Source organism: Actinotignum saccati, assembly GCF_051265055.1.
Classification (GTDB): Bacteria; Actinomycetota; Actinomycetes; order Actinomycetales; family Actinomycetaceae; genus Actinotignum.
This window is the reverse complement of record NZ_JBOZCC010000004.1, coordinates 56,304-79,785: the sequence shown is the minus strand read 5'-3', so window position 1 is coordinate 79,785 and position 23,482 is coordinate 56,304. Positions and strand designations below refer to the sequence as shown.

General features: G+C 60.6%; 18 protein-coding genes and 1 pseudogene. 14 read left to right on the top strand and 5 right to left on the bottom strand.

Features of this window, described 5'->3' with window-relative positions:
* Window position 1: 1 nt before the first annotated feature.
* The 4 genes from tsaE to ACRQEC_RS04430 all read left to right on the top strand — a co-directional run bounded on the left by tsaE (window position 2) and on the right by ACRQEC_RS04430 (window position 3,439).
* The gene (tsaE, locus tag ACRQEC_RS04445) at window positions 2-529 is read left to right on the top strand and encodes a tRNA (adenosine(37)-N6)-threonylcarbamoyltransferase complex ATPase subunit type 1 TsaE (protein WP_035276466.1); all 528 of its coding nucleotides are present in this window, start codon (window positions 2-4) and stop codon (window positions 527-529) included.
* On the top strand, window positions 526-1,242 hold the full coding sequence (tsaB, locus tag ACRQEC_RS04440; protein WP_284889248.1) for a tRNA (adenosine(37)-N6)-threonylcarbamoyltransferase complex dimerization subunit type 1 TsaB: 717 nt from the start codon (window positions 526-528) through the stop codon (window positions 1,240-1,242). Before tsaE ends, tsaB begins: the two co-directional genes overlap by 4 nt.
* 19 nt (window positions 1,243-1,261) lie before the next feature.
* A complete protein-coding gene (locus ACRQEC_RS04435) occupies window positions 1,262-1,888 on the top strand; it encodes a GNAT family N-acetyltransferase (protein ID WP_284889247.1) in 627 nt (208 codons plus the stop codon).
* A 66-nt stretch (window positions 1,889-1,954) separates the two neighbouring features.
* On the top strand, window positions 1,955-3,439 hold the full coding sequence (locus tag ACRQEC_RS04430) for an isochorismate synthase (RefSeq protein WP_284889246.1): 1,485 nt from the start codon (window positions 1,955-1,957) through the stop codon (window positions 3,437-3,439).
* A gap of 75 nt (window positions 3,440-3,514) precedes the next feature.
* Here ACRQEC_RS04430 and menD read toward each other — a convergent pair whose 3' ends face one another.
* Together menD and ACRQEC_RS04420 are read right to left on the bottom strand one after the other, a co-directional pair.
* The gene (gene menD / locus ACRQEC_RS04425; protein WP_284889244.1) at window positions 3,515-5,221 is read right to left on the bottom strand and encodes a 2-succinyl-5-enolpyruvyl-6-hydroxy-3-cyclohexene-1-carboxylic-acid synthase; all 1,707 of its coding nucleotides are present in this window, start codon (window positions 5,219-5,221) and stop codon (window positions 3,515-3,517) included.
* On the bottom strand, window positions 5,218-6,207 hold the full coding sequence (locus tag ACRQEC_RS04420; protein WP_284889243.1) for an o-succinylbenzoate synthase: 990 nt from the start codon (window positions 6,205-6,207) through the stop codon (window positions 5,218-5,220). Before ACRQEC_RS04420 ends, menD begins: the two co-directional genes overlap by 4 nt.
* Window positions 6,208-6,325: 118 nt before the next feature.
* Here ACRQEC_RS04420 and ACRQEC_RS04415 point away from each other — a divergent pair, with 118 nt between their 5' ends.
* The 3 genes from ACRQEC_RS04415 to tsaD are packed head-to-tail and all read left to right on the top strand — an operon-like array spanning window position 6,326 to window position 9,618.
* Entirely contained in the window at window positions 6,326-7,303 is a 978-nt protein-coding gene (locus tag ACRQEC_RS04415) for a 1,4-dihydroxy-2-naphthoyl-CoA synthase (RefSeq protein WP_284889242.1), read from the top strand.
* A gap of 23 nt (window positions 7,304-7,326) precedes the next feature.
* Complete coding sequence (locus tag ACRQEC_RS04410; RefSeq protein ID WP_284889240.1) at window positions 7,327-8,559, top strand: AMP-binding protein; 1,233 nt, start codon at window positions 7,327-7,329, stop codon at window positions 8,557-8,559.
* 18 nt (window positions 8,560-8,577) lie between these two features.
* On the top strand, window positions 8,578-9,618 hold the full coding sequence (gene tsaD / locus ACRQEC_RS04405) for a tRNA (adenosine(37)-N6)-threonylcarbamoyltransferase complex transferase subunit TsaD (RefSeq protein ID WP_435733993.1): 1,041 nt from the start codon (window positions 8,578-8,580) through the stop codon (window positions 9,616-9,618).
* Between the two features lie 3 nt (window positions 9,619-9,621).
* Here the strand turns inward: tsaD and ACRQEC_RS04400 are convergent, their stop codons facing one another.
* The gene (locus ACRQEC_RS04400; RefSeq protein ID WP_435734854.1) at window positions 9,622-10,863 is read right to left on the bottom strand and encodes a THUMP-like domain-containing protein; all 1,242 of its coding nucleotides are present in this window, start codon (window positions 10,861-10,863) and stop codon (window positions 9,622-9,624) included.
* Window positions 10,864-10,979: 116 nt separating this feature from the next.
* Here ACRQEC_RS04400 and ACRQEC_RS04395 point away from each other — a divergent pair, with 116 nt between their 5' ends.
* The 7 genes and pseudogenes from ACRQEC_RS04395 (at window position 10,980) to ACRQEC_RS04365 (ending at window position 18,807) form a co-directional block, all read left to right on the top strand.
* The gene (locus ACRQEC_RS04395; protein ID WP_284889237.1) at window positions 10,980-11,810 is read left to right on the top strand and encodes an aldo/keto reductase; all 831 of its coding nucleotides are present in this window, start codon (window positions 10,980-10,982) and stop codon (window positions 11,808-11,810) included.
* A 264-nt stretch (window positions 11,811-12,074) separates the two neighbouring features.
* On the top strand, window positions 12,075-12,371 hold the full coding sequence (gene groES / locus ACRQEC_RS04390) for a co-chaperone GroES (RefSeq protein WP_284889236.1): 297 nt from the start codon (window positions 12,075-12,077) through the stop codon (window positions 12,369-12,371).
* A 176-nt stretch (window positions 12,372-12,547) separates the two neighbouring features.
* Entirely contained in the window at window positions 12,548-14,107 is a 1,560-nt protein-coding gene (locus tag ACRQEC_RS04385; RefSeq protein WP_284889235.1) for a type I restriction-modification system subunit M, read from the top strand.
* A gap of 56 nt (window positions 14,108-14,163) precedes the next feature.
* Window positions 14,164-14,610, top strand: a pseudogene (locus ACRQEC_RS04380) (restriction endonuclease subunit S); the annotation flags it as partial.
* A gap of 30 nt (window positions 14,611-14,640) precedes the next feature.
* A complete protein-coding gene (locus ACRQEC_RS04375; protein WP_425541648.1) occupies window positions 14,641-15,336 on the top strand; it encodes a restriction endonuclease subunit S in 696 nt (231 codons plus the stop codon).
* Window positions 15,333-18,389 (top strand): type I restriction endonuclease subunit R, encoded by a 3,057-nt coding sequence (locus tag ACRQEC_RS04370; RefSeq protein ID WP_284889233.1) that lies wholly within the window; start codon window positions 15,333-15,335, stop codon window positions 18,387-18,389. Before ACRQEC_RS04375 ends, ACRQEC_RS04370 begins: the two co-directional genes overlap by 4 nt.
* Before the next feature lie 58 nt (window positions 18,390-18,447).
* Window positions 18,448-18,807: a hypothetical protein gene (locus ACRQEC_RS04365; protein WP_284889231.1), complete on the top strand. Its 360-nt coding sequence runs from the start codon at window positions 18,448-18,450 to the stop codon at window positions 18,805-18,807.
* Window positions 18,808-18,940: 133 nt separating this feature from the next.
* On the opposite strand, the gene ACRQEC_RS04360 is transcribed toward ACRQEC_RS04365, so the two are convergent.
* Window positions 18,941-20,044 (bottom strand): CBS domain-containing protein, encoded by a 1,104-nt coding sequence (locus ACRQEC_RS04360; RefSeq protein WP_284889229.1) that lies wholly within the window; start codon window positions 20,042-20,044, stop codon window positions 18,941-18,943.
* Between the two features lie 286 nt (window positions 20,045-20,330).
* A complete protein-coding gene (locus ACRQEC_RS04355; RefSeq protein ID WP_284889227.1) occupies window positions 20,331-23,144 on the bottom strand; it encodes a LamG-like jellyroll fold domain-containing protein in 2,814 nt (937 codons plus the stop codon).
* Window positions 23,145-23,482 lie beyond the last annotated feature (338 nt).

Genomic DNA, 23,482 nt, shown 5'->3' with positions numbered 1-23,482 from the left:
GGTGACTGAGAAGATCCTTATTGAGGACGCCGAGGCGATGCACGCCGTTGGCTGCGCCCTCGGAAAACTCCTGCGCGGCGGCGACCTCATCATGCTCAACGGGCCGCTGGGCGCCGGAAAAACCACAATGACCCGCGGAATCGCGGAAGGCATGAACGTGGGCGGGCGCGTGACCTCCCCGACGTTCGTGATCGCCAATGTGCACCGCTCGCGCGTGGGTGGCCCCGACCTCGTCCACGTGGACGCCTACCGCCTCACCTCCCTGGAAGAACTGGACGCCCTGGACCTGGATTCCTCCCTGGAAGAATCCGCCACCGTGGTGGAATGGGGCGAAGGCAAAACCGAGGTCCTCACCAATGACCGCCTCGATATTGATATCGAACGGCCCGTCGGCGCCGCGGCCGGCAGCGATGTGCTCGACCTGTACGTCGATTCGCCCCGCACCCTCAGCCTGCGCGCTTCCGGCCCGCGTTCGCGCCAGCTCGCCGCCGACCTGCTCGCCTCGTACCACCAGGAGAATGCTTCATGAATATTTTGACGATTGATACCAGCGACCTGTCCGTGGTGGGCCTGGTCCGTGTGGATCATTTTGGGAACGACGGCGCCGCCGGGCAGATCGCCACTCTGGCCCGCGAGGTGTCCCCGGATTCGCGCCACCACGCTGAAACTCTCACCCCGATGGTCGAGGCAGTCCTGGATGCCGCCGGGGTGGAACGCGCCGATGCCATCGTGGCGGGAACCGGCCCCGGGGCTTTTACCGGGCTGCGTGCCGGCTTGGTGACCGCCCGCACCCTCGCTTTCGCCTGGGATGTGCCCCTCTACGGCGTTTCCTCCCTGGAAGTGCGGGCCTTGGGTGCGCTGCGCGAGGGAGCTACCCGCGCGCTCGCGGTCATCGATGCCCGGCGTAAGGAACTGTATGTGCTGAGCGCAGAAGCAGCACCGGCTGCCCAGAGCGCGGCGCGCGGCGAACTCACCGTCACGGACGGCCCCCGGATTATCCGCCCGGCCGAGGTGCCTGCGCTGCGCGGCGAACATACCAGCGTCGTCGTATCCCATGGGGATATGTATCCGGAACTGAGCGGGGCGCGCGTGGTGGAATGCGAACCGGAGCTCATGGTGGCGCGCGCGGGCGCGAAGTTGGCGGCGGGCGAGGCGCTCGATACCGAGCCGCAGTATTTGCGCCGCCCCGATATTGCGCAGGGTGTGGCCCAGCCGGCGGGCAGCGGTTACCTCGGCAGCTAGGCGCGCGATGGGGAGTGAGATGCCGCGGCACTGGCGCGATGTGCCGGTGCGGCGCGTGGTAGCTGATCCGTCCTGGGCGCGTGACCTGGCGCGTTTCGACGCCGCGCAATTTGGCGCGCGGGAAGCCTGGCCGCGCGGGGCCTGGGAGCAGGCGCTGCGGGCCAGCAGCGAAGCCTACCTGCTCTACACGGTGGAGCCCCCGCGGGAAGTAGCGGAGTGCGGCGCAGCTTCGGCAACGGCGGTATTCCCGAGTACTGCCGCGAATTCTGCCGCGTCTGGCAACAATTCATCCGCGCCCGGCACTGCTAAACCAAGCGCTCCTTCCATTAATGCGCTCGACGATCTCCACCCGCCCATCCTGGCGGCCGGCGGGGTGAGCCTCGGAGTGGAAGCCGAAATCCTCACCCTCGCGGTCGCGCAGGCGGTGCGCGGGCAGGGCCTGGGCGGTGCGCTTCTTGACGACCTCATGACCCTGGCGCGTGACGCGGGCGGAGAAACCATGTTCCTGGAGGTCCGCTCGGACGACCCGATTGCCACCGGACTCTATGCCTCGCGCGGCTTTACCGCGGTGGGGCGGCGCCCGGGCTACTATCACGGGCGTGACGCCACGATTATGCGCTGTTCATTAGCCGCCGCTTCGGCCTAAACTATCCCTTTGCGGGCTCGCGGGTGAATCCGCCGGCACAGTGTAGTGACAGCGAAAGGAAACGGGATGGCGGAATGCAGCGGCGCGGATATGACGGGTAGGGCGGATGCTGTGGATTATGCGGATGCGGCTGGCTGTGCGGATGCGGCGGACGTTGCGGGCTTTGCGGACGTTGCGGATTTTGCAGGATTTGAGGTTCACCGGCTGCGCCAGCCCCTCCCGATCTGCCCGGAGCTTTTCGGTCTCGCTCCCTCCCCGAATATCAGCGCGTGGGTCGGCCCGCACCTGGCGCTTCTCGGCTGGGGCGAATACACGGCGGTAGAAAGCGAGGCCCCGGATACTCTTGAACGCGCGGCCGCGCGCTGGGCGCAGCTGAGCGGCGCGGCACAGCACAGCGGGGGAACCGCGCGAACCGGGCACAGCGAGCGAACTGAGCGAACCGGGCGAACCGGGCACAGCGAGCGAACTGAGCGAACCGGGCGAACCGGGCACAGCGAGCGAACCGGGCACAACCGCCACACGGATACGAACAAGTACGACGACGCAGAGCTGCCCTGCGCACTCCCGCTCGCCTTCGGATCTTTCGGGTTTCTCCGGGGCGGGATGCTCCTGATCCCGGAAACTCTCCTGGTGATCACCAAGGCCGCCAGCTGGGTGATCGGGGTGGATTGTGAAGATCTGGCTCGGCGCTTGGACTCCCTGGACGGGGAGGCGGTGCGCGCGGCGGGCCGCGCCGCATTAGCGAGCATCCCCGGCTGCGGGGCCACGCACTCGGAAGGCGGGAGCCTAAGCGAAAGCGAATGGTGCGCGGCGGTGGCCACGGTGCGCGATATGCTCCGCGCTGGCCAAGCGGACAAAGTAGTGCTGGCCCGAGATAAAAAACTGCGGGCGCAACGGGATTTCGATCCGCGCCTGCTGTGCGCCCACCTGGCGCGCTCCTATCCGAGCTGCTGGATATACGCGGTGCGCGGCCTGGTGGGCGCCACCCCCGAACTCTTGGTTGGTACTCGGGCGGGGGAATTTTCCTGCCGGGTCCTCGCGGGAACAGCCACAGCGGATGAGGGGGAGGCGCTCCTCGCCTCGGAAAAGGACCGCCGCGAACATGAGATCGCGGTGGCATCGGTGCGCAGCTCGCTTACTCCCGTGGCGAGCTCGCTGGACATTCCCGAGCAACCGGGGCTGCTCCAGCTCCCGAACGTGTGCCATTTGGCAACCGATGTGCGCGGACGCAGCGAGCATTCCGCCTTGGGCCTGGCCTTCGCTTTACATCCCACCGCGGCGGTATGCGGCCAGCCCACCGCCCTGGCCCGCGATATTCTCACCGATGTGGAACATATGGACCGCGGGCGGTATGCCGGCCCGGTCGGCTGGGTGGACGCGGCCGGCAACGGCGAATTCGGGATCGCGTTGCGCGGGGGCCACATCACCGGAAACCTCATCACCCTGTACGCGGGAGGCGGGATTATGCCGCAATCTATCCCGGCGGCAGAATTCGCGGAAACCGAAGCGAAAATGCTCCCCATGCTCAGCGCGGTAGCGGAAAGCCGCTAAGCCCCGTACCGCGCCGGGGCGCTCAGCTCACCCGGCGCTCAGCCCATGCGGTGCTTCGCTCGTGCATCGCGTGAGCTACGCACCCAGGGCAGCACTAATCTCCGCTTGCACCTGCGCATCCCGGGCGCGCAGATCCGGAATATCGGTACGCACCTCGACTACCGACACCCCGCGGATCGGGCGCTCCAGGAGGTCATCGAGCTGGTCAAGGCTGCGCACCTCCAGATAATCAGCTCCCATTCCGTAGGCAAGGTACTCGATGTCACAGCGCTGCGGCGTCGCAAAATAACGCCCGAAATCCTGCGCGTGCTGCGGCTCGCCGTGCTCCAAGCCGGCGAAAATGGAGCCGCCCGCATCGTTGAGAACAATGACTTGCAGATCCACCTCCGGTTCGTAACTCCCGCGGAGCAGCCCGCCCATATCGTGAAGGAAGGTGAGATCGCCCAGCAGCACCCGCACTGGCTCTCCGGTGGCGGTGGCCAGCCCGCGCGCGCAACTGATGGTGCCGTCAATCCCCGCCAGCCCGCGATTACTGAGAACCCGAAGCGGGCGGGCCGGGGTGCGCGCCGCGCGGTCGAGGATCCGGATAGAAGACGAAGCTCCCACGAAAAGCAGCGGGGCGCTCTCGGGATGCTCGCTGTGGCTATCCCAGATAGTGCAGGCAATATGCAGGGGATCGAAAGGTGCGCCGGGGGTGCGCGTGGCTAGGCTGCGCCGTCGGCTTATCATCGTGGCGCTACGTTCCTCCGCTGCGCGCCACAACGGTGGAATCGTACCCGTAGTTTCCGGTGCGGGCGGCAGCGCCGGTAGCACGGCGCGAACCGTTCCGAAAGGATCGCAATAGTAGCCGCTGCGATCAGCCACCGCCACAATATTAATATCGGCCCGTTTGAGGAGCTGGGTGACGGGACGCGAGAGAGTGGGATGCCCGCACAGGAGCACCTGCTCAATACCCTGCATGTGCTGGAGATAGTAAACGTAGTGGCTGAGCGCGGGCCCGTACGCCGCCGGGCTACTCGGCTCAGCCAGCAGCGGCCAGCCCAGCGCCGTGGCGAGCGCCACGATGCCCGCCCCGCTGCCGGTATCATCCCCGGCCACAATAACGGTGCCCAGCTCCCGGTCCAGAACTTCCGGCCAGGGCGCGCCGGCCGCACCCATAGGGGCCGGCGCGGGAATCCGGCGGGGCGCGGCCCATACCCGCGGGGGAGCGGGCAGCGCGGCAAGATTGCCGTCTAAACAAATATTGAGATGCGCGGGGCCGGGGCGCCCGCCCTCGCCGAGCGCCCGGGCGGCCGTGCGCCACACCTGGTTCGCGACCAACGCGCCGTCCTCCCCGAAGGCCGGAATATCCACCTGTGCGCGCACCACGGTGGCGAATATTCCGGCTTGCTGGGTGGTCTGATTGGCTCCGGTGCCGCGCAGATAGGCGGGCCGGTCCGCGGTCACCGCGAGGAGGGGGATCCCGGTGGCATCGGCTTCCGCGAGAGCCGGGTGAAGATTGGCGACGGCGGTGCCGGACGTGGTGATCACAGCAACCGGGCGGCGCTCTCCGGCGAGCACCTCAGCGCGGGCCAGCCCGAGGGCGAAGAAGCCAGCGCTGCGCTCATCGACTCGCACGTGGGTGGTGATCAGGCCGGCGCGCGTCGCTGCCGCTGCCGCGTAGGTGAGGGGCGCATTGCGCGAACCGGGGCAGATGACCATATGGCGCACTCCGGAACCGATCAGCGCCCCGATAATATCGCGGGCGTGCGCGGCGGTTGCGTCGTCGTTCATTATGCTCATGAGTACCACTCCATCATCTCGCTCAGGCGCCGCTGCCAGCGCGCCGCCAAGTCCGGTGCCGCGCTGAGCTGCGAGGTATCTACGGCGGCCCTCCCGCATTCGATCATGCCCGCGCGAGGCAGCTTCGCTTTGCTCACAATATCGGCGCTCAGGAGCTGAACGGTGGCCAAACCGCAGGCGTAGGGGAGGTGATCAAGGGCCGCGGCCGCGGCCAGCCCGGCCGCGATCCCCACCGAAGTCTCCAGGGCGGAGGACAGCACCACATCCAATCCACACTCGCGAGCAACATTGAGTGCGCGCGGGATTCCTCCCAGGGGCGCCACTTTAATAACCGCAATATCGGCAGCTCCCGCGCGGGCCACCGCCAGCGGGTCGCTCGCGCGGCGAATCGATTCATCCGCGGCAATTTTGGGAGCAACTCGGGCGCGCACCCGGGCGAGCTCCGTGATCTCCTTGCAGGGCTGCTCCACGTATTCCAGCCCGGCCAGCCCGCCCGCGCGCGCCGCCGCATCAAGTTCGGTGATGGCCCGGATAGCAGTATCGGTATCCCAGGCCGCGTTCGCATCCACGCGCACCTTCCCGCCCGGCCCGAGGGTCGCCGCCACTGCGGCCACCCGCTCGCAATCTTCGCGCAGGGTCGAGCGCGGATCGGCAACTTTCACTTTCGCGGTGGTGCACCCGGCCGCGCCGCGAACCAACCGGGCCGCGTCTTGAGGTGAGGTAACCGGGATCGTCACGTTCACGGGGATATGGCTGCGCAGCGGGCGCGGAAAAGGCCGGGTGGCCGCCTCGATTCCGGCGCGCAGCCACCGGGCTGATTCCCGCGGGTCATAATCCCAAAACGGAGCTGCCTCACCCCAGCCGGCCGGGCCCTCCAGGAGCAGTCCCTCCCGCACGGTAATTCCTCGGAAGCGGCGCTTGAGTGGAATCGAATAGGCGAGCACCCGGGACAGCTCGGGGAAAGGATTGACTAATTCAGTAAGCATGGCCTCGTTGACAAGTACGCGGGACGGCGCGCGGGTCCGGGCCGCTAGGCCGTGGCTCCGCGCCGCCGAGAGTGTGAAACAGACCCCATACTAGCGCCTGCCGGCTAAACTGTCCCCCATGAGTATGCTTCCTTCGGTTTCAGATACGTTCGATCCCGCGCGCTGGCGCACGGTCCCCGGTTTTGAGTTTGAAGATATTACCTACCATCGTGGTATTTCCCGCGGGGAGGTGGATGGCCGGCCCGCGGGGGAGGACCTCCCGGTGGTGCGCATCGCCTTTGACCGCCCCGATGTGCGTAACGCTTTCCGCCCGCTCACCGTGGACGAACTCTATCGGGCTTTCGACCACGCGCGCATGAGTTCCGATGTGGCCGCCATTATCCTCACCGGGAACGGCCCCTCCCCGCGCGATGGCGGTTACGCGTTCTGCTCGGGTGGCGACCAGCGGGTGCGCGGGGCAGATGGCTACCAGTACGAAAAGGCCGGCGCGGATTCCAGCGCCGGGGTGGCTCAACGCCGCGCCCAGATCGACCACGCCCAAGCCAGCCGCATGCACGTGCTCGAACTCCAGCGCCTTATCCGCACCACCCCGAAACCGGTGATCGCGGCGCTCACCGGGTGGGTGACCGGTGGCGGGCATTCCCTCATGGTGGTCTGCGATCTGGCGGTTGCTTCCCGCGAACACGCCCGCTTCAAGCAGATCGACGCCAATGTAGGTTCCTTCGACGCCGGATACGGCAGCGCCCTACTGGCCCGCCAGGCCGGTGACAAGCGCGCTCGCGAGATTTTCTTCCTCGCCCGCGAATACAGCGCGGACCAGGCCGCGGCCTGGGGCGTTATTAACGAAGCGGTTGCGCACGCGCAGGTGGAAGAAACCGCTCTCGAGTACGCGCGTATTATTGCCACGAAATCGCCGCAAAGCATCCGTATGCTCAAATTTGCTTTTAATATGGTCGACGACGGTATCGCCGGCCAGCAGGTATTCGCTGGTGAAGCCACCCGTTTGGCCTATATGACGCCGGAAGCCCAGGAAGGCCGGGATGCGTTCCTCGAACATCGCAGCCCCAATTGGGATCCCTACCCGCGCTACTTCTAAAACAGGCGGGTTGAGGTTCGCGCATGTCCAGTGTTCTTGGCCCGGAGGATATCGAGTTCATTGTTCCTTCCCGGAGCGGTATACGCGCGCTATACGATGCGATAGCGGCGCGGCTGGAATCCCCCGGTAGCCACCGCCCGCTCATGCCGTTGGCTTCTTCGGATGGCGTAGCGGCGGATGCAGCGGTTGCTGCGACTACGGCCGCGGATGCGGCGGTTGCTGCGGTCGATGCGGCGGCGGTGGCGGGGCGGATCCGGTGGCGGCCGGATATCGATTTTATTTTGCAAACCTCGGGTTCTACCACGGGGAGGGGGCATCTGGTTGGGCTCTCCGCCCGAGCTTTCCTCGCTTCGGAAGCCGCCACCGCGGAATTCTTCGGGGGTAGGGGCCGCTGGGTGCTGGCCCTTCCCGCGCATCACGTGGCTGGGTTCCAGGTAGTGGCACGCTCCTGCGTGGCCGGTAGCTATCCGGTGGTGCTCCCACCCAGGGTATCGTTACGCGAGCACGGCGGCGCGGGCATGGTGGATATGCCGGAGGGTGGCTTCCTCTCCGTGGTTCCCACCCAGCTCTCCGATATTGTGGAATCCGGCCACGTGGGCACCACGGCCTTGAGGAACTTGCGTGCCATATTGGTGGGCGGGGCGGCGGCTGCGCCGTCGCTCATTATCCGTGCCCGAGCATTGGGGCTCCCGGTGGTGACCACCTACGGCATGACGGAAACCGCGGGCGGCTGCGTCTATAACGGCATCCCGCTGCCCGGGGTGCAGGTGGCCGCGCCCGGTGGGCGGCTGCACTTATCCGGGCCGATGCTGGCCGCGGGTTATCTGGACGAACCGGAATCTGCGGCTTTTATAACGAGTGGCGGCCGGCGCTGGCATGTGACGAATGATGCCGGGAGCGTCACCGATGGGATCGTGCAGGTCGCCGGGCGGCTCGATGACGTCATCATTTCCGGCGGGGTGAAGGTGCATGCCCGGCAGGTCAGCGAGGTGCTGTGCAGTTTCCCGGGAGTGCGGCGCGCGGAAGTTCTTCCGGTGGCAGATGCACGCTGGGGGCAGATCGTGGGAGTAATTCTGGAAGCTGATTTTCCTTTCGCGCAGCGCGCGGCGGAGGTCCGTGAGTACGTGCGCGCGCAGCTGGGGAAGGCCGCCGCGCCACGCCGGGTGGTGCAAGCAGCTATCCCCATGCTGGCCTCCGGGAAAGTGGATCGCCTGCGCGCGCTGGAGATGCTGCGCACTCCCACATGGGAAAAGTGAGGAGTAAGATTGCCGGGCGTGAGTACAACAGTTTTGGGAATCGAAACCTCGTGTGATGAAACGGGGATCGGGATCGTACGCGACGGCGAGCTGCTGGCCGATGCGACCGCCACGTCTATGGATGAATACGCCCGCTACGGCGGCATTATCCCGGAGATTGCCTCGCGTGCTCACCTCCAGCAAATGGTCCCCACCTTGAACGCGGCCCTGGAGAAGGCTGGCGTGGGCCTGGGCGATCTGGATGCGATTGCGGTAACCGCCGGCCCGGGGCTCATTGGTTCACTCACCGTGGGGGTTTCCGCCGCGAAATCCCTGGCATTGGCGCTGGGTATTCCGCTCTACGGCGTTAATCATATTATTGGGCACCTGGCGGTGGATCAGCTGGCCAGCGGGCCCTTCCCGGAAAGCTTTATTGGCCTAGTGGTTTCCGGTGGGCATTCCTCGATTCTGCATGTGCGCGATATTGCCGGGGACGTGACGGAGCTGGGTGGCACTCTGGATGATGCCGCAGGTGAGGCTTTCGACAAAGTGGGGCGCCTCCTCGGCCTGCCCTACCCGGGCGGCCCGCATATTGACCGACTTTCGCGCACCGGCAACCGGGATGCCATTCGTTTCCCGCGCGGCCTGGAAGGCGGGAAAAATAAGGCACGCCACCGCTACGATTTCTCCTTCTCCGGCCTGAAAACCGCGGTGGCCCGCTATATTGAGGGCCTGGAGGAACGCGGCGAAGAAGTCAATGTTCCCGATATTGCCGCCGGATTCACCGAAGCTATTACCGATACTCTCACGGATAAAGCCCTGCGGGCCTGCGAAGATAAAGGCTGTGACACCCTGGTGGTGGGCGGGGGGTTCTCCGCGAATTCCCGGCTGCGGGAACTGGCTGCTCAGCGCGGAGCCGAACGCGGGATCAACGTGCGTATCCCAGCGCTGCGCTACTGCACCGATAATGGCGCCATGATTGCTGCCCTCGGGTACAGCGTGGCGGTCAGCGGGCGGGCGCCGTCGTCCCTCGATATTACGGTGGACACGAATATGCCCCTCGATCTGGTAGCGTTCTAGCGCCTACCACCCTTCGCGTTCGGCGACGATAGCGCGGTGCTCGCCGAGGATCCGGGTGAGGATCACGGTGGCGGCGCCGTCCCCGGCGTTCTTGTGCAGCTTGAGTTGTTTGCGGAAGAGCGCCGGGTCAATATCGGTTCCGCGTTTTTTGATTTCGGCCCGCACGACGCCGCGTTTGCGCAGCTCGGTAGCCACGGTTTTGGCGTGCAGCGGGAGCACATCCAGTATTTTGAAACGGGCGAGGAGCGGGGAGGCGACGGCGTCGCCGCTTAAATACGCCAGCCCGGGCGAAATCGGAGCCAAATCAAAATCGCTACACACCTGGTCAAGGCCGCCCGCGCGCATAAGCGCCGGATCCGGTTCGTACAGGTACGCATCCAGGGGCCGGGCCGGCAGGGGAGCGGCGGACTGGCTCGGATCCCCGCGCCAGGTGCGGTAGTAGCCGACCAAGTTCCTGGTGGCGGAAGTGGCGCCGTCGTCGCCCTCCTCGCGCCGGGGCTTTTCGGTGAGGATCGTGGCGCCGCGCCCCGGATCGCGCGTCCCGAACCACGCCACCGCCTCCACGAGGTCCCCGTCCACGCTCACCCAATCGACGAAGGCGTCGGCGGGCAAATCCGCCCAGCGAATCCCGGGCCCGAGCTTAATTCCGGTCACCCGGAATTCGCGCGCCAGCGCAATGGCATCGCTGAGGGCCGGCTGCCAGTGCTCGGGATGCGAAATCCGCTTTCCCCGCGCATCGCGCCGCGCCGGGTCGAGCCACAGCCCCTCGCGGCTCTCATAGCTACCGAGCAGGGTGTATCCATCTGTTGGTACGACGGCGCAACCGGCATTAGCCTGCGCGAAATGAGCGGTAACCGGGTCACGCTCCACTCCCAGGGCGGTCAGGCCGGCGTCGGTGAAGGCCTGGGAATCCGCCCCGATCCCGCAGCCGAAATCGAGCACTTCGCGCACGCCGGCACGTTGGAAGACCGAGGCGTGCTGGCGGGCCACGCTGGCGCGGGTGGATTGCTGGAGGCCGGCGTCGGTGAAGAACATGCGGGTGGCGCGCTCGCCGAATTTGGCGCGGGCGGCATCGCGCAGGCGGGTCTGGGTGAGCAGAGCGGAGCTTTGCTCGGGGGTGAGGCCGCGTTCGCGCAGTTCGGTGGAGAGTTTGAAAGCATCGGCCACGTTATGGGCCGGCATGGTGGCGAGGAGGGCTTGCCCGGCGGGGGAGGTGAGCCAGTGGGCGACGTCGAGCTGTTCCACGCTTCCAAGCCTAGCGTGCCCGGGCGGGCGGGGCCTAACGCGTCTGGGGAGGCGGAGCCTAACGCGCCCGGGGGAGTGCCTGGCGCGAGCTGCCCGCGCCTGGCACACTATGTGATATGGCTAATATTCCGACATTGACATTGAACGACGGACACACCATCCCGCAGCTCGGCTTCGGCGTTTTCCTGGTGAAGCCGCAGGAGGCAGAGCGCGTGGTGAGCGAGGCGCTGGCCACCGGCTATCGGCATATTGACACCGCAGCCATTTACGGCAACGAAGCTGAGGTGGGGCGCGCGATTGCGGCCTCCGGTATCCCGCGCGAGGAACTTTTTATCACCACGAAACTGTGGAATGACCGGCAGGCCGATGCCCCGGCCGCGCTGGCGCAATCCCTGGAGAAACTCGGGCTTGATTACGTGGATCTGTATCTCATCCACTGGCCGGCACCCCAGCAGGGGCTGTACGGGGAGGCCTGGAAGGACCTGGTGAGCTTCCGGGAAGCTGGGTTGGTCCGTTCGGTGGGCGTATCGAATTTCCAACCTGCGCATCTCAATCGCATCGTGGCTGATGGCGGCGTCGTACCGGCCGTGAACCAAGTTGAGCTGCACCCGCGTTTCCAGCAACACGAAGTTTCTCAGTATTGCGCCGCGCGCGATATCAAGATCGAGGCGTGGGGGCCGCTGGGGCAGTCTAAGTACGGGCTTGATGAACTGGAGCCGATTGCGGCCGCGGCCCGCGCGCACGGGAAAACCGCCGCGCAGGTCACGTTGCGCTGGCATCTGCAAAGCGGGCATATTGTTTTCCCGAAAACCACGCACCGGGCGCGTATGGAGGAGAATATCGACGTCTTCGATTTCGAGCTCAGCGCCGCGGAAATGCAGGCGATTGCCGTGCTGGATGCCGGGGAAGCCGGGCGGGTGAGCTCCCATCCCGATGAGGTGAACTAAGCGCGAGGAACGGCGCGAGTGCGGGTGCGACGCGGTAGGTGTGAATGCCGGGAGCCCTGCAACCGAGAGCGCGCCGTGCGAGAAACTTCGCTTTTCGCAAATCCTTAGCACTCACCTTGACTGAGTGCTAAGTGCGGCTTACCTTTAATAGCGGACGTAGTTCATGCTACGGCTTGTGCTTAGTGCGGGCCCGGCCCCCGCGACGGCGGGTCCCGGTTCTGAGCGCGTTTGTAGTGCACGAGTTGAGAAGTAAGGAGGAGCCGCATGTCGGTCTCCATTAAGCCGCTTGAGGATCGCGTTGTTATCCGTCAAGCTGAAGCAGAAACGACCACCGCTTCCGGTCTGATCGTTCCCGATACCGCTTCGGAAAAGCCCCAGGAGGGCACCGTTCTGGCGGTGGGCCCGGGCCGTATTGATGACAAGGGCAACCGCGTTCCCATGGATGTCAAGGTGGGGGATGTTGTGGTGTACTCCCGCTACGGTGGCACCGAAGTCAACTACGGCGGGGATGAATTCATTATCCTCTCCGCGCGTGACGTGCTCGCCGTGGTGGAAAAGTAACATCATCTAGGCAGCGCCGTTTTTGCGGCAACTAGTAGCGCCGCGATTCGGCGGCAACGTAGTACGTGGTGGGGCTGGCTCGTTTGGGCCGGCCCCACCACGTTTTACCTGAGTCGTAGCCTCGGCCCCCGCGAAACTCCGGTAAAGTTGCGGTGGAACATAACAAGGAGGTTCTTGTGGCAGCTGCGGCTCAGCGGGCGAATTTGCATCGGACAATTTGGCGAGTTGCCAACGATCTGCGCGGAAGCGTGGATGGCTGGGATTTCAAAGCCTACGTGCTGGGCATGCTCTTCTACCGTTTCATTTCCGAGCACATCACGAACTGGGTGAATAAGATCCAGGCGGAAGCGGGCGAGACCGGTTTCGATTACGCGCAGCTTTCTGACGACGACGCAGAGCAGGCCCGCGCCTACCTTGTCCAGACCCTCGGATTTTTCATTGCGCCTTCTGAACTGTTCCAGAACATCCGCAAGGTTGCCCCGCGTGATCCTAATCTGAATGAAACTCTTGCCAAGGTCTTCTCAAGCATCGAAGCTTCGGCCACGGGTAGCGAATCCGAAGATGATATGAAGGGCCTTTTCGAGGACATCAACGTCAACAGCCCGCGGCTGGGTAACACCATCGAGCAGCGTAATGACAAGCTCGTGAAATTGCTTGATGCTATCGGCGACCTTGAGTTCGGCAATTACCAGGATGCCGATATCGATACGTTCGGTGATGCCTACGAGTACCTCATGACGATGTATGCGTCGTCGGCCGGGAAATCGGGAGGGGAATTCTTCACCCCGCAAGACGTTTCGGAACTGATCGCCCGCATCACCGTCCTAGGTAAGCGACGGGTGTCGCGCGTGTATGATCCGGCCTGCGGTTCTGGTTCGCTGCTCCTTAAATTCGCTAAGGTGCTGGGCCGGGATAACGTGGAGGAAGGTTTTTACGGTCAGGAAATCAACCTCACCACCTATAACCTGTGCCGGATCAATATGTTTTTGCACGGCGTGAACTTCTCGAAGTTCAATATCGCGCTGGGGGATACGCTCACCGCACCGGCACATTGGGATGATGAGCCCTTCGAGGCGATTGTTTCCAATCCTCCCTACTCCACGAAGTGGATCGGCTCGGATTCGCCCACGTTAATGAACGACGAGCGCTTTTCCCCGGCGGGTGTGCTTGCCCCGAAGGGGAAGGCTGATCTGGCTTTCACCATGCATATTCTTTCCTGGCTGGCAGAAGATGGCACGGCTGCTATTGTTCAGTTCCCCGGGGTGCTCTACCGCGGCGGGGCGGAGCAGAAGATCCGCAAATATTTGGTGGATGGCAACTATGTTGATGCCGTGATCCAGCTGCCGGTGGACCTGTTCTACGGCACTTCCATCGGTACGTGTGTGCTGGTGCTTAAGAAGGCCAAGAAGGATTCGAACGTTCTGTTCATTGATGCTTCTCAATTGTTCGAGCGGTCTGGCACGAAGAATCAGATCACGGAGGCTTACCGCGAGCAGATTCTGGATGCCTATGCGAAGCGGGAGAATCAGGAGCATTTCGCGCAGCTTGTTCCGATGAGCGAGATCGCGGACGCTGATTACAATCTGTCGGTTTCCAGTTATGTGGAGCCCGAGGATACCCGGGAAAAGATAGATATCCACGCGCTCAATAAGGAGATCGAGGGGATCGTGGCCCGCCAAGCTGAGTTGCGCGCCGCTATCGACGCGATTGTCGCGGATCTGGAGGGTGCCAAGTGAATCGTATTGACGAATTGATCCAGAAGTACTGCCCGAACGGGGTGGAGTATCTTCCTATGGGTTCTGTTGGCACATTTGAACGGGGCAGCGGTTTACAGAAGAATCAGCTCCAATCGAGGGGTGTTCCCGCGATTCATTACGGCCAGATTTACACCCATTATGGAGTGGCTGCGAGCGAAACTCTTAGTTTTGTATCGTCTGAGGATTCTCGGAAATTCAAGCGCGCGTATCCCGGGGACGTACTCATTGCTACTACAAGTGAGAACGACGAGGATCTGTGTAAAGCAGTGGCGTGGGTTGGTGACGAACCACTCGTGTTTAGTGGGGACGCGTGTAGGTTTTCATCGAATCTCAACGCGCGATACGTATCATATTTTTTGGGTTCAACGTATTTTCATGAGGCAAAGCGAAAGTACATTACGGGGACCAAAGTTCGGAGAGTATCACCGCAAGCTCTGAGCAAAATTAAGATCCCCGTTCCACCGTGTGAAGTTCAAGACGAAATAGTGCGAATCTTAGATACATTCACTAAAATGGAAGCGGAGCTGGAAGCGGAGCTGGAAGCCCGACGTATGCAATATGGGCATTATCGTAGCTCCATATTTTATAAGGTCCGTAATGCTGAATCCACTCGAATGATTGCCCTGAAGGAACTTGGTGAGTGGGGTGGCGGCGGAACACCCAGTAAGAGTGTTGAGGCTTATTGGAACGGTCCTATTCCTTGGTTTTCACCCAAAGACATGAAGCAGACTCTTCTGGAAGAATCACAGGATCAAATATCGGAAGAAGCGGTAACTGCGCGGGGACTTACCAAGTATGGTGAGAACACGATTCTGGTAGTTGCAAGGTCTGGCATACTGAAGCACACCCTGCCGGTTGGTATTTTGGCGACCGAGGCAACAGTCAACCAGGATATGAAAGCACTGACAACGAGCAAGAAGATCGCACCAAGATATGCTCTCTATCTTTTGCAGAATTACGCCGGGGAAATCCTACTGAAATGTCATAAGGCGGGTGGGTCTGTGGATTCGTTGGACACGAGGAAGTTTTTCGATTTTCGTGTTCCAGTACCCCCACTCGCCGAACAGGAACGCATCGTGGCTATTCTCGATAAGTTCGATGCCCTCGTCAACGATATTTCCTCGGGTCTGCCCGCGGAGATTGAGGCTCGGCGCAAGCAGTATGAGTACTACCGTGACCGGCTCCTGAGTTTCGAGGAAGCCAAATGACCAGTTATCTTCCGATTGCCGCCAGCGACGATGCGACCGTCGTCGCCACATATGACCCGCCCACGCGTCAAGCCGCAGGGTATCAATCCGAAGCAGCGCTAGAAAAAGAACTCATCGCGCAACTCCAGCGGCAAGAATACGAGTACCTGCCCATCAAAGAAGAAGCAGACCTCGAAAACAATCTGCGCGCGCAGCTTGAGGCCCTCAACGGCATCCGCTTCGACGCCGAGGAGTGGGCGCGTTTCTACAGCATGCAGCTTGCCAATAAAGCCGAAGGGATCCTGGAAAAAACCGCGATTATTCAGGCGAATCCCGCGGCGTTGGTACTAGTCCGCACAGACGGCAGCCAGAAGAATATCCACCTTTTCGACAAGGAAAATATTCACCGCAACCATATGCAGGTCATCAACCAGTACGAGGTGGAAGGCCGGCATCATAACCGCTACGACGTGACCATCCTGGTGAACGGCCTGCCGCTCGTACATATTGAACTCAAGCGGCGCGGCGTGGAACTGCGCGAAGCTTTCAACCAGATCAACCGCTACCAGCGCGATAGCTTCTGGGCGGGCAGTGGGCTGTTCCAATACGTCCAACTTTTCGTGATTTCCAACGGCACCTACACGAAGTACTACTCCAATACCACGCGTTTCGAGCACGTGAAAGGCCAGAATTCCGGGCATAAGAAGGCGAGCGCCGCGAGTTTCGAGTTCACCTCCTGGTGGACAGACGCGCGTAACCGCCACATCACCGACCTCATGGATTTCGCGAAGACGTTCCTCTCCAAACGCACCCTGCTCAACATCATTTCGCGATTCTGCGTCTTCACCTCCGAGAAGAACCTCATGGTGCTGCGGCCCTACCAAATCGTGGCCGCCGAGCGCATTATCAACCGCATCCGGATCGCCACCAATTACAAAAAACTCGGAAGCATCGAAGCCGGCGGCTATATTTGGCACACTACCGGCTCGGGTAAAACCCTCACCAGCTTCAAGACCGCCCAGCTCGCAACCCGAATCGAGGGAGTGGATAAGGTTCTTTTCGTCGTCGACCGAAAAGATCTGGACGACCAAACCAAGAAGGAATACGAGACGTTCCAAAAAGGCGCGGTCAATTCCAACCGTTCCACCGCCGAGCTGGCCCGGCAGCTATCCAACCCGGCTGCCCGCATCGTCATCACCACGATCCAGAAGCTCTCCAACTTCGTGCGTGCAACCAAGACTCACGATGTCTACAACAGCCATATCGTCATCATCTTCGACGAATGCCACCGCAGCCAATTCGGGGATATGCACAAGGCGATCACGAAAGCCTTCCGGAACTACCACCTCTTCGGTTTCACCGGCACCCCGATTTTCAACGAAAACAAGGCAAGCGGCTCCTCGCTCGCGATTCGTACGACGGCGCAAGTCTTTGGCGATCGCCTCCACTCCTACACCATTTCGGACGCGATCACAGACGCCAATGTGCTGCCCTTCCGTATTGACTACGTCAACACCGTGCGGGCCCGCGAAGGCGTGGAGGATGAGGAAGTAGCAGCCATCGCCACCGAGGCAGCCCTCCTGGACCCACGCCGAATCAGCCAGGTTGTGGCTTATATCCTTGAGCACTTCGATCAGAAAACAAAAAGGAACGAGCACTACTCCCTCAAAGGCAAGCGCCTCTCCGGCTTCAACTCTATTTTCGCAACCGCCTCCGTCAACGCCGCAAAACTCTACTACACGGAATTTGCTCGGCAACAAGAGAACCTGCCGGTGGAGCGGCGCCTGAAAATCGCCACGATCTTCACCTACGCGGCGAACTCAGATGAGTACAGCGGCGATGGCCTACTTCCCGAAGAAGACTTCAACGCTGAGGCGCTTTCGTTGCCGGATCGCGAATTCCTTGAGGGAGCCATCGCCGATTACAACACCATGTTCGGATCGAATTTCGATACCTCGGCAAACAACTTCGGCAACTACTACGAGGACGTATCCAAGAAGATGAAGACGCGGGAGCTGGATATGCTCATCGTGGTCAATATGTTCCTCACCGGATTCGATGCGAAAACCCTCAATACCCTGTGGGTGGATAAGCATATGCATCACCACGGGTTGCTCCAGGCGTTCTCGCGGACCAACCGGATCCTCAACTCCGTGAAAACCTACGGGAATATCGTTTCCTTCCGGAACCTCGAAAAGGAAACAAACGATGCCATCGCGCTGTTCGGGAACAAAGAAGCGCAAGGCATCACCGTGCTCAAGCCTTTCGCTGATTACTTCTCCACGTACGTAACGAAGATCGACGCCCTGCGGACCTGGGAACCCGGCGCGGTTATCGCCAGCGAAAGCCAGCAAAACGCGTTCATTCAGGTATTCGGAGAGCTGCTGCGCCTGCGCAATATCCTCACCGCTTTCGATGAATTCGAGGGACAGGACCCGCTTTCCCAGCGCGATCTGCAGGACTACCAATCCACATACCTTGAGCTATACCGGGCCCGGCGCAAACAAAGCGAAGGCGATGTTGAGCGCATCAATGACGATCTCACTTTCGAGATTGAGCTCATGAAGCACGTTGAGGTCAACGTTGATTACATCCTCATGCTGGTGGAACGCTACCGGGCACAGCACGAAGCTGGATCGCGAGCCGAGATTCGCGAAGAAATCCGGCGGGTGGTGAAATCCAGCCCGAGCCTGCAGAACAAGCTTGACCTTATTGAGCGGTTTATCGAGTCGGTCTCCGTGACCGGTGAGATTGACCAAGAATGGGAACAGTATCTAGCTGAACAAAAGGCTGTCGAAATTGAACAGCTGGTGCGGGAGGAAAACCTCAAACAGCCGCAAACGGATACTTTCATTGATATGGTCTTCCGGCGCGGGCGTTTGGTGGCCTCGGGTGCGGATATTGAAATCATCTTGCCGGCCGAATCGCTCTTCGGGGCGGGTAAGAACAGCCGCATTGCCCGCAAACAGCGTGTTATCGAGAAGATCAGCCTTCTGCTGGATCGCTTCCGCGGGCTCGGCGCCCCGGCTACCGCGGAAAGCTATGCGGTGGCCGATGCCGGTGAATATGTTTGAGGTGGGTCCGGTGCATAGTTTCATAGCCTCACGGCAAGGTTAAAGAGCGGACGGTGAGATGGCATTCCAATACTTGCATCCGGAGGAAGAATTCCAGGTGTGGACGCTCATCCATTACGCGGATGCCCGCCCGGATAATTTACTCGATATTCACTACGAAGAAGGCGAACGTTACCGCTGCCTCTTAGCCACTGCATATGAGAGCGAGAACGGAGGAGAACTCGATATCGAACCGGAGGATCCACTCTACGATGAGTTTCTCCAAGTAGCTATGGACATCATTGAGATCGTTCATGATGGGCCACGGCGCTACAACGCTTCTCTTACTCTCGATTATCGAGATTTTCCCACCCTGATCACCGACTCCGTCACCGGCGAAACCGTGTATTCGGCTAGTAGTGATCCTCTGCGCGGGTAGTGATCGGCGCGTCCGGGCTGACAGTGCCTGTGTGGAAACGGTGGAGTCTGCGCAAGTAGTGTGCTACTGGGGTTTGTCCCTTTGGTTTTACCTTCTGGTAAATGCGGACGCTACTCGAAAAACGGTAGAATAATTAGTTCGGCTGGTTCTTAGGTGCCGCTTTGCGGAGCCAGGTGGCTAAACACTCAAATGAAGGTGTGAGCATTTCTATAATTTCATCGCTGCTAATGTGCATGACTTTGTTCCGAGCTAATCGGGCATCGTTTAGGGCCGTTAGGCAACGATCCTTGTCCAGCCCATCTATCGAAAGGCACTGTTTCCAAACCTCTTTAGAGCTAAAGCACTTCATGTAACCGGCAAACGTTAACCTTTCTATATATTGCTCAGACTCACTGGATTGCCCATAGTTTATGTCTTCGTCGTTGAACAGGGGGCCGCTATCATCAGCCTTTTTAATGTCGGTGAGGCTTTTTGTTTCGGATACGGCTTTTCTGAGGATGTCCTCATCAACTTGACCTAGAATTCTCCGAATTAGATTCTCTATTTCTTGTACTCGTAGGAACATTTCAGTTGTGGAGTGAAGGTGTTTTGCCAGATCGGCAAGGGTATATATTTGGACGATTCGTCCATTAGTGTCGGATCCGTATATGAATCCATGTTGAAGAATTGAAGGGATGCAGTCGGAGAGTTTTCTTTCTGTTGGGAAGATAGGCACCTGGGTCTGCGCCATTTCAACCAGCTTACTTTGGCCAGCGGTAATGCCGCGGGCCAGGTCGGATACCGTTACTGAGCCAATTATTGAAGCTTTATCGGATTCGCTGAAGAACAAAGGCATTTTGCTTCGCCCTGTATTTTGCATCCGATCTAACGCCTCGTTCGGAGTCATGCCGTAAGTTAAGTAGTCAAGATCGTCGGGTTCGTCGGCTTTTAGAAGGGATAGGACACTGCCCTGAATGGAAGATGTATCCCTGTTTGCGGCGTTTGGCCTAGGTGATAGTTGCACATCCCCGTAGTAGTCCGCTAGTTCGATTGGTGGGAACATTTCCCAGCCCATGCTCGTCAGTTCAGCCCGGATTTCGTTGTTTATATTCGAACCCCGTCGCTCTCGATTTTTTCTTTTTAGAAGATTCTGAGTCGATATCAGAATGCTCCCGTCTTCCTTGAATTCAACATCTTTATCCCCTTTTCTGATGTTGAACGGGGTGTTTACGACGCTATTTACACTGCTTCTTTGCATAACTATATTATCGCAGATAATATAGAGAATTTGTGTCGGTTATTCACGGGAAATCCTGACCGCCGTAGCTGCTTACGGAAGGTTTTTCTCGTGTTTTTATCGCGGTTTTCGGGCCTACTTGGACTGATCGCTGATCGTCTCGTTTCCTAGTTAAATTTGATGGAAGGGGAGGCTCCCGGAAAATCCGGGGCCTCCCCTTTCGCTTGCCCGGGGCGGGATGCTGGCCAATAGGCCGGCATCCCGCGCGAGGCGCGCTAGTTGTTAGCGGGTTGCTAACAGTGCTGTGTTAGCGGCGGACGATGGGGGTATCAATACCATCCCCGTCCCAGTCACCAACCAGCATCTGGTCACCAGACCGGCCGTAATGCAAGGTGATATCGGCGTTCCCGCTCTTGAGCGAGTTCGCCACAAACACCTGGTTACCGCGGCGGACCGCGAAGGTGTCCTTACCGTCGCCGTCCCAGTCACCAACGAAGATTTGGTCACCGGTCTTGCCGTAGGAGAAGGAGGTTTCCGCCTTGCCGCCCGTGAGGGTGTTATTCACGAAGAACACATTCCCCCGTTGGACCGCGAAGCTGGACTTGCCATCCCCGTCGAAATCGCCGGAGAGCAATACATCGCCGTCGCGGCCGAAGCTGAATGCCTGGTCGGCATCGCCGGAACGGATCGAGTTGAGGACGAATACCTGGTTGCCGCGGCGGACCGCGAAGGTGTCCTTCCCGTCGCCATCCCAGTCGCCGACCACGATGGTGTCATCGGTGCGCCCGAACGAGATGACTTCATCGGCCACGCCTCCGGTGAGGCTGTTCTGAATGAAGATCTGGTTACCGCGGCGCACTGCCAAGGTTTCCTTACCGTCACCATCCCAGTCACCGATCAACACCTGATCAGCGGCTCGCCCGTAGGAGAAAGCCGGCTGGGTTGCTGCGGAGTCCCAATCATTGGATAGGTAGAACGTATTGCCAGTGTTACCCGGCTTCACCGGGGGAGTGGGAGTGGCCGAGGGCACGGGCTGTGCCGAAGGGGCCGGTTTCTCGGTGGGCGTCGTCGTTACTGAAGGAGTAGGTTTCGGATCTTGCTGCGCAATACCTGCCGATTGCTCAAGGCCGGCCAGGGTAAATTTCGCTTGCTTGATATACGCAAGATCGGTGCGCACATCGTACCCGCGCCCGGACGTTCCCTTCCAGGAACGTGAGAAGTCCTTATCCCAGTGGCCGTACGAGTGCATGATGAACGTGCCATCGGGCAACGCGGTGATGCCCGTATATCCGGTATCCCCGCCGTAACGGTTATTCGACCAATCGCGCTCCAGCAGGATGCGATACTGGCCGGGGCGCTGGTGCATTAAATCATCGAAGGTGCCGACCCAGGCCACCCAGTTCCCGGCCTTCCAATCACTGGCACCATCGTGGCGGCCATTGCCATTGAGGTCATAGCGGATTTCCCGCATCGGAACCACCACCCGGCCGGAGACGGGATCATAGGCCGGCTTATGCCGCTCGCCGGCAAGGGAACCGGGAAGCTCCACCGGTTTCGACCAGGTCTTGCCTTCATCCTTGGACACGATCATCGTGGGCAGATGCGCGTGGGACTGGCTGCGCGCCAAACCAACAATCTGCTTGCCGTCCGGAGAACGGAACATCCCGATCTCACACATTTGATGGGACTTTTCAATATCGCGGTGTTCGGCCAGGTAGGGAACCGGATCAGACCACTTCTCCACGCCGTCCTCGAAAGTGAGATAGGTCTTGTAATTGACGAAATCGTAATCGTGATAGACGCCCATCCATTTTTGGATTGGCTGGCCGGTGCCGTCGCGCAATTGCACCAGGGAAGCCATAGCAACAATCGCAGCATTATCCTTCCCATCATGCTGACGCACCGGATGGAAATTGGTGTACTCGCTCCACGTTTCGCCATTGTCATCCGAATACGAGGTATTCCACCCGTAACGATGGCCGGCATTATCAACACCCCACCCCGGATTAGCGGTGATGAGCATGAGCCGCTCCGAGCCATCCTCCTGGATGAGGGAATACAGGGTAGGAGTCTCCTGCGAACCGGTCCACGACTTCGGGGTATCGGTCTTTTCCGTCCACGTTTTACCCTGATCATCCGAGATCATCATGACCAGCGGGCCCTTGCCGTGCCCGGCCGGGAACGCGGAAATCATCCGCCCGGTTTTCGTCTGCACCAGATCGGGCTGCCCCAAATACTGGCGATTCCCACCCGGCTGGCGCATCACCGTGCTGATATCGGCATCATCGAGCTTGTATTCCGGGATCGTATTGCGCAGGGGGAGCTGGAGCTGGGCGGGTTCGTTTTTGCCGGGTTCGCCCTTGTCGGGGACATCTTGGCCGGGCTGACCGGGCTGGCCGGGAGTCGGCTTTCCCTGGTCCGGATTGCCTTGCGCGGAATCCTGCGGCCGTTCCTTATCGTAGAGAGCCTTCACCTCAGCCGCGCTCAGTTCAGAGTTGTAGACGGCCAGTTCGTCAATGGCTCCGGTGAAACCAGTTCCACCAATAACATCCGCGGGGATGAGCACGCGATGATTTTTCGTCCAGGAATTCTTATCAACAGCCTGGCCATTGACGTACATCGTCATCCCAGCGGTTTTCGATTGCGTCCACGCAACGTGATACCAGGTATCACCGGCAAAATCGTATTTGAAGGTCAGCACATCCCCGCGGCCCTTACCAACATGGAATCCAGCCTGGCGGCCCGCAGCTAATTTCAGATCAAAAGAAAAATCCTTCTTGTTATCCATGAGCACGGAGGTACGTTCGCGGGGTTCCGCATCCGAGCGCACCCAATAGCTCACCGACCACGGATCCTTCTCAGAAATCGATATCGGCTGGGAAAAGCTGAGGCCGTGGCCATTCTCCACTCGCAAGGCAGTGCCGGACACGCCATTCACCAGCGGCGCTTGTGCCTGATCGGGATTGCGTTGCCCCGCGGAATCCGCGAGATCCGTATCGAAGGTGTACTTATGAATGGGGGTAGCTGCCTGTGATGCGTGGGCGATGAGGGTACCGCCGCCCGGCAAGGTAAGGAGTAAGGCACCGGCAACAGATATAAATCGGTATAAACGTTTCACCACTATTCGCTTTCGATGAATTTGACAGTTCTGAGCACGGAGCTTCCGCGACATTGCTTCCGCTGCAACCCAGGCCGGGGGTTGCCGTGCTCGTATACAAGATCACCGGTTCTTGTTCTGAACATATTAGGAGCGTGGCCGGGCGGGAGTAAGTGCCTTTTGGTCCTAAAGTCTGACAACTTTTTGTGAGGTGAAATACATTCGGGTCGTGTGGTGGCGGGGACGGCACGTAGCTGCGTCGTCGTTCGAAAAGACCCCGGGCGCCGTGAGCGAAATTTGTCTGACCTGCGCAAATGTGCGCGCTGTGCGGGTGTTGACTCTTTTCTCGGAGCCGCCGGCGC